The organism is Franconibacter pulveris, from assembly GCF_056780215.1.
This window is the reverse complement of the sequence record NZ_CM165555.1, coordinates 3,566,741-3,579,581: the sequence shown is the minus strand read 5'-3', so window position 1 is coordinate 3,579,581 and position 12,841 is coordinate 3,566,741. Positions and strand designations below refer to the sequence as shown.

Below are 12,841 nucleotides of genomic sequence, written 5' to 3'. Positions count from 1 at the left end.
TCTGCTGATGGAAGGCTGGCAACGCGCCTTTGTGCTGCACGCGCGCCCGTGGAGCGAAACCAGCCTGATGCTTGATCTCTTCAGCGAAGAGGCAGGCCGCGTGCGCGTCGTCGCAAAAGGCGCGCGCCGCAAACGCTCTAATCTAAAAGGCGCGCTTCAGCCCTTTACCCCGCTGCTGGTGCGCTGGAGCGGGCGAGGGGAGGTGAAAAACCTCACCAGCGCCGAAGCTGTTTCCCTCGCGCTGCCGCTTTCCGGCATTTCGCTTTACAGCGGTCTCTATGTCAACGAACTCGTCTCCCGCGTGCTCGAGCCGGAAACCCGCTTCTCCGAACTCTTTTTTGACTATCTTCACTGCATTCAGTCGCTGGCGGGCACCTCAGGCTCCCCGGAACCGGCGCTGCGTCGTTTTGAACTGGCGCTGCTGGGCCATCTTGGCTACGGCATTGATTACCTGCACTGCGCGGGAACCGGCGAAGAAGTGACGGACGAGATGACCTACCGTTATCGCGAAGAGAAGGGTTTCATTGCGAGCGTGGTTATCGACCACAACACCTTTACCGGACGGCAGCTCAAAGCCCTTGCCAGCCGCGAGTTTGCGGATACCGACACGCTGCGCGCCGCTAAACGCTTTACCCGTATGGCGCTTAAGCCCTATCTTGGCGGCAAACCGCTCAAAAGCCGCGAACTGTTTCGCCAGTTTGTGCCGAAAAAACGTCCACTCACGCCGCCGCCCGATAAGGCTTAAGCCCTCAGCCGTAGCCAGCTTTTCGCTGTCGGGTGTAAACTGCCTGCACACTTTGCCGATTTACGAGGATAGTCATGGCTGAACTGCTGTTAGGCGTTAATATCGATCACATTGCCACGCTGCGTAACGCCCGCGGTACGGCGTACCCGGACCCGGTTCAGGCGGCCTTTATCGCCGAGCAGGCGGGGGCGGATGGCATTACCGTTCATTTGCGTGAAGACCGTCGCCATATTACCGACCGCGACGTGCGTATTTTGCGCCAGACTCTCCACACCCGCATGAACCTTGAGATGGCTGTCACTGAAGAGATGATCGCCATCGCCTGCGAAACCCAACCTCATTTTTGCTGCCTGGTGCCGGAAAAGCGCCAGGAAGTGACCACCGAAGGCGGCCTGGATGTGGCAGGGCAGCTTGATAAAATGCGCGACGCCTGCAAGCGCCTCGCTGACGCGGGCATTCTGGTTTCGCTCTTTATTGATGCCGATAACCAGCAAATCGACGCCGCTGTCGCCGTCGGCGCGCCTTATATCGAAATCCACACCGGCTGCTACGCCGACGCGCAGGATGACGCTACCCGCGCGAAAGAGCTGGATCGCATCGCCAAAGCCGCTACCTATGCCGCAAGCAAAGGGTTGAAGGTGAACGCCGGGCACGGCCTGACCTACCATAACGTGCAGGCTATCGGCGCGCTGCCGGAGATGCATGAGCTGAACATTGGTCACGCGATTATCGGCCGCGCGGTCATGAGCGGCCTGAAAGAGGCGGTGGCGGAAATGAAGCGCCTGATGCTGGAAGCGCGTCGCTGATGGCTATTCTTGGCCTTGGCACCGATATCGTGGAGATTGAGCGCATCGAAGCGGTCATCTCCCGCTCCGGCGACCGGCTGGCGAAGCGGGTGCTTAGCGCCAACGAGTGGTTGCAGTATCAGGCCCACCAGCAGCCGGTGCGTTTTCTCGCCAAACGCTTTGCGGTGAAAGAGGCGGCGGCGAAAGCATTTGGCACCGGCATTCGCAACGGGCTCGCCTTCAACCAGTTTGAGGTTTTCAACGACGAATTAGGGAAACCCAGGCTGAGATTATGGGATGAAGCGGAGCGGCTGGCGCAGAGGATGGGCGTAACGTCAGTGCACGTTACGCTTGCCGACGAGCGGCACTACGCCTGCGCGACGGTGATTATCGAAAGCTAAATCTTATCGGCGTGATGCAGCAGGACAAACTTGTCCCACAGCTGTTCATTGTTCTCAACGTGCGCCGGATCTTTAATGATGGTGTTAGGGATCGGGCACACTTTCTGGCAGGTCGGCGTGTCGTAATGGCCCACGCATTCGGTGCAGCGGTCGGTGTTAATTTCATAAATCGAATCTCCCATCGAAATCGCCTCATTCGGGCACTCCGGCTCGCACATGTCACAGTTGATGCATTTTTTGGTGATTAACAGCGCCATCGGGAAATTCTCAGAAACAACACAAACAGGGCGGGCATTATACGCCCATTCCCTGCTCAGACCAGTTTTTTCACCAGCGCCTCGCTGTGGCGAATGCGGTCCGGCGCTTTTTCCAGATCCTGCTGCACCAGCGCCATAAACAGTAAATCGGCAAGCATCATTTGTGCAGAGGTCGATGAGATAGCGGCGCTGCGCGTCGCCTGCTCTTCGGCAATGGTGTAAAGGCAATGGGTTGCGCGCTGCTGCAATGCGTTCGGACTAAAACCAGTGATGGCAAGCACCTTCGCCCCCACGCGCAGCGCTTCGTCGGCGGCGAGGTTGATTTCACGCCGCGTGCCGGAGTAAGAGATAGCCACCAGTAAATCGCCTTCCTCCAGCGCCTGCACGCTCGCGAGCAACGCATGCATATCCTGCTCGGCGGCGGCGTTAAGGCCAATCTTCATTAACTTCCAGGAAAAATTCTTCGCCACCAGCCCGGAGGCGCCAATGCCGGTCAGCAGCACACGTCGGGCGTCGCGCAGCAGCGTGACGCTCGCCAGCAGCTTCTCTTCCGTGTTGATATCAAGCGAAGCGTGCATGGCCGCCACGTTATCTTTAATCAGCTTTTCTCCCACCAGCCGCAGCGGGTCGTCGCCGAGAATCTCGTTATGCACCGGAATCGAATGCGGGTTGGGGCTGGTCGCCAGCGCTTCGCTGATAGCGAGCTTCATCGCCGGGAACCCTTTGTAGCCCAGCTTTTGCGCGAACTTCACCACGCTCGACTGGCTGACGCCCGCCTCGGCCGCTAATTGCTGTGAACTTAAATGGCGGGCGCGGTCTGGCTGCGCCAGCAAAAAGTCCGCCAGCCGGCGGTCGCTCTGCGCAAGCCCCGGATAGCGCTGACGGATGCATATAAGACAGTTCATCAGGTCACTCCGAAGGCGAGTGTGATCCGCTTTAAGGAGACGGGGAATTTCACTCGCCTGTTTGAATTTTATATTCCATTATAGAGCAATCATTATGAATTAAATATTCAGAGGTGCAATATGAATCTCGGCTCGCTGGTTTCCGAAAGCCGTAATCCACAAACCATGGATCTTGACGCGCTCTCCACGCTAGAAATGGTTACGCGTTTTAACGAGCAAGACGCGCGGGTGGCGCAGGCGGTAAAAGCTACGCTGCCGGAAGTGGCGCAGGCGGTGGATGCCGCCGCCGATGCCCTGAGAGCGGGCGGGCGCATTATCTACATGGGCGCCGGCACCAGCGGGCGGCTGGGTGTGCTGGACGCCTCCGAGTGTCCGCCGACGTTCGGTGTGCCTCATGGCCTGGTGGTGGGTCTGATTGCCGGCGGGCCGGGCGCTTTGTTAAAAGCGGTGGAAGGGGCGGAAGATGACCCGCAGCTTGGCGAAGAGGATCTTAAAGCGTTAAACCTTACCGCCCGTGATCTGGTCGTGGGCCTCGCCGCTTCCGGACGTACGCCTTATGTTATTGGCGGCCTGCAATATGCGCGCGCCGCAGGCTGCAAAACGGTGGCGATTTCCTGTAACCCCGCGTCGCCGATTGCCCGCGAGGCGGATATCGCGATTTCGCCCGTCGTGGGGCCAGAAGTCCTTACCGGCTCCACGCGCCTTAAGTCCGGCACTGCGCAAAAGCTGGTGCTGAACATGATCTCGACGGGCGCCATGGTGAAATTCGGCAAGGTTTACCAGAACCTGATGGTGGATATGAAAGCGACCAACGTAAAGCTGGTGGACCGCGCCTGTCGCATGGTGATGGAAGCGACAGGCGTTACGCGCGAAGAGGCGCAGACGGTGCTGGAACAGACCGGCTATGAAGTAAAACCCGCGATCCTGATGGTGCTGACTGGTCTGGATGCGCCTGCCGCCGAAGCGCGTCTGGCGGCGCATAACGGTTTTCTGCGGGCGGCGTTACAACAATAGCGAGGGAAGGGCGATGGAAAAAACGGCGTCGCTTGCCAGCGATATTCTGCTGGGCGTAGGCGGACAGAATAATATCCTGCGGCTGGAAAATTGTATGACGCGGGTGCGCATGGAAGTGCAGGACGAGGAGAAACTGGATATCGCCCGGCTGAAAGCGTTGCCCGGCCTCAGCGGCTATGTGAAGCAGGGAGAGCAGCATCAATTGATTGTCGGCCCGGGCCGCGCCGCGCAGATTGTTGATGCGATGCGCGCGCAAATAGCCGGCGCCGATACGTCCAGCGCCGCGTTTGATGATGTCGAGCGTAACCGGGCGCAGGCGAAAGCGCGTTACAAGGCGCCGATGAGCGATGCGCTACGCAAGCTCGCCAACGTTTTTATTCCGCTGATTCCCGCTTTTATCGCCTCCGGGCTGATTACCGGCATTATTAACATCCTGAAACGCCCCGATATCGTGGGCGATTTCGCCACCCACTACCCTAATTTGCTGGGACTGCTGGCCATTTTCGGCAGCGCGGTGTTCGCCATCATGAATATTCTGGTGGGGGTGAACACCGCGAAGGTGTTTGGCGGGTCGGTGGCGATGGGCGGCGTGATGGCTGGCATCCTCTCCAGCCCGCAACTGGCGCAGATAACGCTGTTCGGCGAAGCGCTGCAGCCGGGGCGGGGCGGCGTTATCGCCGTGCTGTTGGTGGTGGCGCTGATGTGCTGGATTGAAAAGCGGCTGCGCGCCTGGCTGCCAGGTTCGCTGGAGCTTATCCTCAACCCGCTTATCACCACGCTGGTCACCGGCACGCTGGCTATCGTGGCGCTGCAGCCGCTCGGCGGCTGGATTTCAGAATCCATCGCCCATGGCGCGTCGCTCGCCATCGACAAAGGCGGTTTGCTGGTAGGGGCGGTGCTGGCGGGAAGCTTTTTGCCGCTGGTGCTGACGGGGCTGCATCAGGGGCTGGTGCCTATCCACGTCGAGCTGGTGCAGGCGCACGGCTATAACGCGCTTTTTCCCATCCTTGCGATGGCGGGTGTCGGACAGATAGGCGCGGCCATCGCCGTGCTGTTAAAAACCCGCAACGCGCGGCTTAAAAAGGTCATCAAGGGCGCGTTGCCGGTAGGGCTGCTCGGCATCGGCGAGCCGCTGATTTTTGGCGTCACGCTGCCGCTCGGCAAGCCGTTTATCGCCGCCTGCCTCGGCGGCGCGGTGGGCGGCGCGCTTATCAGCTACTTCAAAGTCGCGACCGTTATCACTTTCGGCATCTCCGGTTTGCCGCTGGCATTAACTATCGTGACCGGAAAAGTCATGCTCTATCTGTTAGGCTATCTTGTAGCGGTAATCGCAGGTTTCCTGTTTACCTGGCTGATGGGCTTTCACGATCCAGAGGAGTAGAGTTTGACCAGTAACGAGCGACGGGTAGTTTTTTTCGATCTGGACGGCACGCTGCATCAGCAGGATATGTTCGGCGCCTTTCTTCGCTATCTTCTGCGTCGTCAGCCGCTCAATCTGCTATTGGTAATCCCTCTTTTGCCGGTTATCGGCGGCGCGCTGTTGATAAAAGGCCGCGCCGCTCGCTGGCCGATGAGCCTCCTGCTGTGGGGCTGCACCTTTGGCCACAGCGAGGCGCGGTTAAAACAGCTGGAGGCGGAGTTCGCGACCTGGTTTCGCGGCCACGTGACCACCTTTCCCGTGGTGCATGAGCGCCTCACCGGTTATCTCTCCAGCACCGATGCCGATGTCTGGCTGATTACCGGCTCGCCGCAATCCCTTGTGCAACGGGTCTATTTCGATACCCCCTGGCTGCCGCGCGTCAACGTCATCGCCAGCCAGATGAAGCGTGGCTACGGCGGCTGGGTGCTGACGCTGCGCTGCCTGGGTCATGAGAAAGTGGCGCAGCTGGAACAGCAGATCGGCACGCCGCTGCGTCTTTACAGTGGTTACAGCGACAGCAAGCAGGATAACCCGCTGCTCTACTTCTGCCAGCACCGCTGGCGCGTTACCCCGCAGGGGCAGCTCCAGCAGCTGGAATAAGGCGCGTTTTGCAACCTGGAAACGGTGTGTATAATGCCGCCCGCCTTATTTCCCCGGAGAACACCGTGTCGGACAGCGAACTGAATCATGAATACTGGATGCGCCACGCCCTGACGCTTGCAAAGCGCGCATGGGAAGAGGGCGAAGTGCCGGTAGGCGCTGTGCTGGTACACAATAACCAGGTGATTGGCGAGGGATGGAACCGCCCGATTGGTCGTCACGACCCTACCGCGCATGCCGAAATCATGGCGCTGCGCCAGGGCGGACTGGTGCTGCAGAACTATCGTCTGCTGGAGACGACGCTCTATGTCACGCTGGAGCCGTGCGTCATGTGCGCGGGCGCGATGGTGCATGGGCGCATCGGCACGCTGGTGTTTGGCGCGCGCGACGCCAAGACCGGCGCGGTAGGCTCGCTAATGGATGTCACAGGCCACCCTGGCATGAACCACCAGGTGCAGGTTATTGAAGGGGTGCTTGCACCAGAATGCTCTGCTCTGCTGAGCGATTTTTTTCGCCAGCGTCGCCTCGAAAAAAAGGCGTTAAAGGAAGCTGCCCGTAAAGCGGAATGAAAGAGGATAGCGGCGTGGCGGCGAGGGAGGCCTGCATTGTCGACAGCTCCGCTTCGGCTTGCGACTTCGCCTCTGCCTGCGCTTTCGCCGCCTGCTTCTCCTTCTCCTGCAAATAGCCCATCAGGCTAATCTGGTACTTACGGATATTCTCCACGTAGGCGTAAGCCTCATGGCCGCGCGCGTAACCGTAAGTGGTTTTGCTGTACCATGGCTTCTGGCTCAGCAGCGGCAAACGCTGCTTCACATCGGCCCAGCTATCGGGGTTGCCTTTCTGCTTCGCCGTCAGCGCCCGGGCGTCCAGCATATGGGCGTAGCCGATGTTATACGCGGTAAGCGCAAACCAAATCCGCTCCTCCTCCGGCACGCTCTGCGGCACTTTCGCCATCATCTCCTGCAAGTAACGCGCGCCGCCGCTGATGCTCTGCTCCGCATCCAGCCGGTCGGTCAGCCCCAGGCTCTGGGCGGTGTTGCGGGTGAGCATCATCAGCCCGCGCACGCCGGTCGGTGAGGTCGCCTGGGTATCCCAGTGCGACTCCTGCCACGAAATAGCCGCCAGCAGCCGCCAGTCAATTTCGCCCGAATATTTTTCAAACAGCGGCTGCAGCTCCGGCAGAATATTGTCTATAGCGCGCAGGAAAGTGCGGGTATCAACATAGTCAAACCCTTCGCCGTGGCCGAGGTATTTCTCTTCAAGACGCGCCAGCGTGCCGTCTTCGTTAATGCGGTTAAAGAAATCGAGCAGCGCGGCGGAAAGGGAGTTATCGCTGCTGCGCTGGCTAAACCAGGTCACCGGCTGCTCGTCGGTGATGTCGAGCGCGACGGCGAGTTGCGGATGTACGCGCTGGAACAGGCTGATGGCGACCGAATCGGCGATGGTGTAATCAAGATTACCTTGCGCAACCTGCTGTAAAAGCTCGCCGCTGTTGCGCTTGTCGTCCACTTTCCAGTTCAGATCCGGGTATTTTTTCGCTTTCAGGTTGAGCAGGTCGTCCGCCGCCACGTGGCCGGGCGCAAGCGTCAGCTGCGCTTCGGTCAAACCCGCCAGCGTGCGCGGGCGAGGTTTACCCATGCGGTAAACCAGCTGTTGAGATACGGAGTAATAGGTTGGGCCCGCCTGATAGTTCTGGCTGCGCTGGCTGTTGGAGACCAGGCCGGCGGCAAGAATGTCGGCGCGCTGGCTGTCGAGGTCGTCGAACAGCTGGTTGATGTTCTGGCGCACGGTAACCTGAAGCTTCACGCCCAGGTAATCGGCGAACGCGCTGGCAAGCTCGTAATCCAGACCCCAGACTTTATCGTCCTGGCGATTGTAGGTCAGTGGGGTGACAACGGTGCTTACGCGCAGCACGCCGCGCGACTGAATCGCTGCGATGCGATTGTCGGTTTTACCGAACCAGGGGATGGATGGCCATAACGCCACTGCCAGCAGCAAAGTAACGATGCCGATGAGCAGATAATTAATCTTTAATTTTTTCAATTAGTTAATTCTCTGCGCAGCCTCAGATCTCAGCAAAATATCGTTATTAAACCGCTTATAAGGGGTGAACACTGAGCGGCATTTTGCGTAACAAAGCGATGTATAGCAACTAATTAGAGCGATACGGCAGGGCAATCAATGGGAAAAAAGCCTGATTTTATTTCTACGCAAACGGTTTCGTCGGGGCCGGGGATTCTCTATAATGACGCCCGTTTTCCCCCTTGCGCCCACTGAAGTGCCCACTGGCGCTTCGAAGACGAGAGACTTGATGATGGAAATTCTGCGTGGTTCGCCCGCTCTGTCGGCATTTCGTATTAACAAACTGCTGGCTCGTTTCAAAGATGCACACCTTCCGGTAAGCGACATTTACGCCGAGTATGTCCATTTTGCTGACCTCGACGCCCCGCTTGGCGCCGAAGAGCGCGCCCGCCTTGAGCGGTTGTTGCAATATGGCCCGAGCCTCAGCAGCCATGCCCCGACGGGCCGCCTGATGCTGGTGACGCCGCGCCCGGGCACCATCTCCCCCTGGTCTTCTAAAGCGACCGATATCGCGCACAACTGCGCGCTGGACCAGGTAAAACGCCTGGAGCGCGGCGTGGCCTGGTATGTTGACGCTTCTGGCTTAACCGCCACGCAGTGGCAGGCCGTCGCCGACGAGCTGCACGATCGCATGATGGAAACCGTCTTCGACTCGCTGGAAGCGGCGCAGGCGCTCTTTTCTCACCACGAACCGGCGCCGGTACAGAGCGTCGACCTGCTGGCCCAGGGGCGCGGCGCGCTGGTGGAAGCCAACCTGCGGCTGGGCCTCGCGCTGGCGGAAGATGAGATTGATTACCTGTTTGACGCTTTCACAAAACTTGGGCGCAACCCGAACGATATCGAACTCTATATGTTCGCCCAGGCCAACTCCGAGCACTGCCGTCACAAAATCTTCAACGCCGACTGGGTGATTGATGGCGAGCAGCAGCCGAAGTCGCTGTTCAAAATGATTAAAAACACCTTCGAGAAGACGCCGGAATTCGTGCTCTCCGCCTATAAAGACAACGCGGCGGTGATGGAAGGGTCTGCGGTGGGACGTTTCTTTGCCGACCACGACAAAGGCCGTTATGACTATCATCAGGAAAAAGCGCATATCCTGATGAAGGTGGAAACCCACAACCACCCGACCGCTATCTCTCCGTGGCCGGGCGCGGCGACCGGCTCCGGCGGCGAAATCCGTGACGAAGGCGCCACCGGGCGCGGCGCGAAGCCGAAAGCGGGGCTGGTGGGCTTCTCAGTTTCTAACCTGCGCATCCCGGGCTTTGAACAGCCGTGGGAAGAAGATTTCGGCAAGCCGGATCGTATTGTTAACGCCCTCGACATCATGACCGAAGGGCCGCTTGGCGGCGCGGCGTTCAACAATGAATTCGGCCGTCCTGCGCTCAACGGCTACTTCCGCACCTATGAAGAGAGAGTGACCAGCCACAACGGCGAAGAGCTGCGCGGCTATCATAAGCCGATCATGCTGGCGGGCGGCATTGGCAACATCCGCGGCGAGCACGTAAAAAAAGGCGAAATTCCGCCTGGCGCGAAGCTAATTGTGCTCGGCGGCCCGGCGATGAACATCGGCCTTGGCGGCGGCGCGGCGTCGTCGATGGCTTCCGGCCAGTCGGACGCTGACCTCGATTTCGCCTCCGTGCAGCGCGACAACCCGGAAATGGAGCGTCGTTGCCAGGAGGTGATTGACCGTTGCTGGCAGCTTGGCGACGCTAACCCCATTCTCTTTATTCACGATGTCGGCGCGGGCGGTCTTTCCAACGCCATGCCGGAACTGGTGAGCGACGGCGGTCGCGGCGGTCGTTTCGAGCTGCGCGACATTTTAAACGACGAGCCGGGCATGAGCCCGCTGGAAGTCTGGTGTAACGAATCCCAGGAGCGTTACGTGCTGGCGGTGGCGCCGGAGCAGCTCGCGCTGTTTGACGAACTCTGCCGTCGTGAACGCGCCCCTTACGCAGTGATTGGTGAAGCGACCGAGGAGCTGCATCTGACGCTGAACGACCGTCACTTCGACAACCAGCCTATCGATATGCCGCTCGACGTGCTGCTGGGCAAGACGCCGAAAATGACCCGCAACGTTGAGCGCATGCAGGCGAAAGGCGAAGCGCTGGATCGCGGCGATATCACGCTTGAAGAGGCGGTGAAGCGCGTGCTGCATTTGCCGACCGTGGCGGAAAAAACGTTCCTCGTCACCATCGGCGACCGCACCGTGACCGGCATGGTGGCGCGCGACCAGATGGTCGGCCCGTGGCAGGTGCCGGTGGCCAACTGCGCGGTAACTACCGCAAGCCTCGACAGCTACTACGGCGAAGCGATGGCGATGGGCGAGCGCGCGCCGGTGGCGCTGCTCGATTTCGCCGCTTCCGCGCGTCTTGCGGTCGGCGAAGCGTTGACTAACATCGCCGCCACGCAAATCGGCGACATCAAGCGCGTAAAACTGTCTGCGAACTGGATGGCGGCAGCGGGGCACCCCGGTGAAGACGCAGGCCTGTATGAAGCGGTGAAAGCGGTGGGCGAAGAGCTCTGCCCGCAGCTCGGTCTGACCATTCCGGTGGGCAAAGACTCCATGTCGATGAAAACCCGCTGGCAGCAGGGCAACGAGCAGCGTGAAATGACGTCGCCGCTCTCGCTGGTTATCACGGCGTTTGCCCGCGTGGAAGATGTACGCCGCACCGTTACGCCGCAGCTCTGCACCACCGATAACGCCTTGCTGCTTATCGATCTCGGCAAAGGCGAAAACACGCTCGGCGCCACTGCGCTGGCGCAGGTTTACCGCCAGCTTGGCGACAAGCCTGCTGACGTGCGCGACGTAGCGCAGCTCAAAGGCTTCTATGACGCCATTCAGGCGCTGGTGGCGCAGCGTCGCCTGCTCGCCTATCACGACCGCTCCGACGGCGGTCTGCTGGTGACGCTTGCGGAAATGGCCTTTGCCGGGCACTGCGGCGTTGAAGCGGATATCGCTTCGCTTGGCGACGATCGTCTGGCGGCGCTCTTTAACGAAGAACTGGGCGCGGTTATCCAGGTGGCGGCGGACGATCGCGAGCAGGTTGAGCGCGTGCTTCACGATCACGGTCTTGGCGACTGCGTGCATTATCTGGGCAAAGCGGTGGCGGGCGATCGCTTCACGCTGACATCAGGCAGCAGCACCGTCTTCAGCGAAAGCCGCACGACGCTTCGCATGTGGTGGGCGGAAACGACCTGGCAGATGCAGCGCCTGCGCGACAACCCGGCCTGCGCTGACCAGGAGCACGAAGCGAAAGCCAACGACAGCGATCCGGGTCTTAACGTGAAGTTGACGTTTGATATCGCCGCCGATGTCGCCGCGCCTTTCATCGCGACGGGTGCGCGTCCGAAAGTGGCGGTGCTGCGCGAGCAGGGCGTTAACTCCCACGTCGAGATGGCGGCGGCGTTCCATCGCGCAGGCTTTGACGCCATTGACGTGCACATGAGCGACCTGCTGGCGGGCCGTCGCGGTCTGGACGATTTCCAGGCGCTGGTGGCGTGCGGCGGCTTCTCTTACGGCGACGTGCTTGGCGCGGGCGAAGGCTGGGCGAAGTCCATCCTCTTCAACGAGCGCGTGCGCGACGAGTTTGAAACCTTCTTCCACCGTCCGCAGACGCTGGCGTTGGGCGTGTGCAACGGCTGTCAGATGATGTCCAATCTGCGTGAGCTGATCCCGGGCAGCGAACTGTGGCCACGCTTTGTGCGCAACGCTTCAGATCGCTTTGAAGCGCGCTTTAGCCTGGTGGAGGTGGCCGCCAGTCCGTCGCTGCTGCTTGACGGCATGGTGGGCTCGCATATGCCAATCGCCGTCTCTCATGGCGAAGGCCGTGTGGAGGTGCGTAACGAAGCGCACCTCGCCCAGCTTGAAAGCAAAGGGCTGGTGGCGCTGCGCTACATCGATAACTTCGGCGCGGTGACCGAGAACTACCCGGCAAACCCGAACGGCTCGCCGAACGGCATCACGGCCGTGACCAGCGAAAGCGGCCGTGTGACCATCATGATGCCGCACCCGGAGCGCGTTTTCCGTACGGTGGCGAACTCCTGGCACCCGACTTACTGGGGTGAAGACAGCCCGTGGATGCGTATCTTCCGCAACGCGCGCAAGCAGCTTGGCTAAGCCTGGACGGTCAGAAAAAGGGTCTCTTCGGAGACCCTTTTTTTATGGGTTCGCGGCGGCAAAGAAAAGTGTCGGTAATCGGCAACAAGAGCCATGAGTGAGTGTCTCCAATTGGAGACATTTAATTAATTGATAAATAAAGGTATAAAACTATCGCTTATATACTGTCTCCTTAAGGAGACACCTCTACGAAAAAAGTATGAGATTTGAGAGCAGCTTCATAAATTAAAAACGCTTTAATTACAGATGGTTATTTTTTTACTGGTTGTGTTGGCACGATGGATGCATAATATGGCCCAGTGGCTCATTCACCTTCTTATGTCAGCCCCTTTGGTTTTCTCAAAGCGAGCGCTACATAAACTTCGAATGACGCACATACAGGTGCCTGCCGTCCAACTTCTGATCATAGCGCTGCTATTTCAGGCCCAGGGCGAAACGTTGAGTAAGGCACCGCCTCATTCCAGAACAAAGGCAGGGTAATTACCCTGCCTTTGTTGTTTCTGCCGCCCTTTCAT

Annotated in this window: 11 protein-coding genes; 8 read left to right on the top strand and 3 right to left on the bottom strand. The window is 59.5% G+C overall.

What is annotated here, in order from left to right; all coding sequences use genetic code 11:
* The first annotated feature begins 7 nt into the window (after positions 1-7).
* The 3 genes from recO (at position 8) to acpS (ending at position 1,931) form a co-directional block, all read left to right on the top strand.
* Entirely contained in the window at positions 8-745 is a 738-nt protein-coding gene (gene recO, locus ACU4F7_RS16885; protein ID WP_029593632.1) for a DNA repair protein RecO, read from the top strand.
* A 74-nt stretch (positions 746-819) separates the two neighbouring features.
* Positions 820-1,551, top strand: coding sequence for a pyridoxine 5'-phosphate synthase (gene pdxJ, locus ACU4F7_RS16880; protein ID WP_481637396.1), 732 nt, complete (start codon positions 820-822; stop codon positions 1,549-1,551).
* Positions 1,551-1,931 (top strand): holo-ACP synthase, encoded by a 381-nt coding sequence (gene acpS, locus ACU4F7_RS16875; protein WP_024558779.1) that lies wholly within the window; start codon positions 1,551-1,553, stop codon positions 1,929-1,931. Before pdxJ ends, acpS begins: the two co-directional genes overlap by 1 nt.
* Here acpS and ACU4F7_RS16870 read toward each other — a convergent pair.
* The gene (locus ACU4F7_RS16870; protein ID WP_029593630.1) at positions 1,928-2,188 is read right to left on the bottom strand and encodes a YfhL family 4Fe-4S dicluster ferredoxin; all 261 of its coding nucleotides are present in this window, start codon (positions 2,186-2,188) and stop codon (positions 1,928-1,930) included. The two genes, acpS and ACU4F7_RS16870, sit on opposite strands and share 4 nt — an antisense overlap.
* A 56-nt stretch (positions 2,189-2,244) precedes the next feature.
* Positions 2,245-3,093, bottom strand: a complete 849-nt coding sequence (locus tag ACU4F7_RS16865) for a MurR/RpiR family transcriptional regulator (RefSeq protein ID WP_029593629.1) — start codon at positions 3,091-3,093, stop codon at positions 2,245-2,247.
* A 120-nt stretch (positions 3,094-3,213) separates the two neighbouring features.
* Here ACU4F7_RS16865 and murQ point away from each other — a divergent pair, with 120 nt between their 5' ends.
* The 4 genes from murQ (at position 3,214) to tadA (ending at position 6,696) form a co-directional block, all read left to right on the top strand.
* On the top strand, positions 3,214-4,107 hold the full coding sequence (gene murQ, locus ACU4F7_RS16860) for an N-acetylmuramic acid 6-phosphate etherase (RefSeq protein WP_029593628.1): 894 nt from the start codon (positions 3,214-3,216) through the stop codon (positions 4,105-4,107).
* A 13-nt stretch (positions 4,108-4,120) separates the two neighbouring features.
* Positions 4,121-5,488: a PTS transporter subunit EIIC gene (locus tag ACU4F7_RS16855; protein ID WP_481637395.1), complete on the top strand. Its 1,368-nt coding sequence runs from the start codon at positions 4,121-4,123 to the stop codon at positions 5,486-5,488.
* Between the two features lie 3 nt (positions 5,489-5,491).
* On the top strand, positions 5,492-6,127 hold the full coding sequence (yfhb, locus tag ACU4F7_RS16850) for a phosphatidylglycerophosphatase C (RefSeq protein ID WP_029593626.1): 636 nt from the start codon (positions 5,492-5,494) through the stop codon (positions 6,125-6,127).
* Between the two features lie 65 nt (positions 6,128-6,192).
* Positions 6,193-6,696, top strand: a complete 504-nt coding sequence (gene tadA / locus ACU4F7_RS16845; protein ID WP_071809287.1) for a tRNA adenosine(34) deaminase TadA — start codon at positions 6,193-6,195, stop codon at positions 6,694-6,696.
* Here tadA and mltF read toward each other — a convergent pair.
* Positions 6,587-8,170 carry a membrane-bound lytic murein transglycosylase MltF gene (mltF, locus tag ACU4F7_RS16840; RefSeq protein ID WP_029593625.1) on the bottom strand — a complete coding sequence of 528 codons (1,584 nt, stop codon included), beginning with the start codon at positions 8,168-8,170 and terminating at the stop codon, positions 6,587-6,589. The two genes, tadA and mltF, sit on opposite strands and share 110 nt — an antisense overlap.
* 268 nt (positions 8,171-8,438) lie before the next feature.
* Between mltF and purL the strand changes: the two genes are divergently transcribed.
* Entirely contained in the window at positions 8,439-12,326 is a 3,888-nt protein-coding gene (gene purL, locus ACU4F7_RS16835; protein ID WP_481637394.1) for a phosphoribosylformylglycinamidine synthase, read from the top strand.
* Positions 12,327-12,841 lie beyond the last annotated feature (515 nt).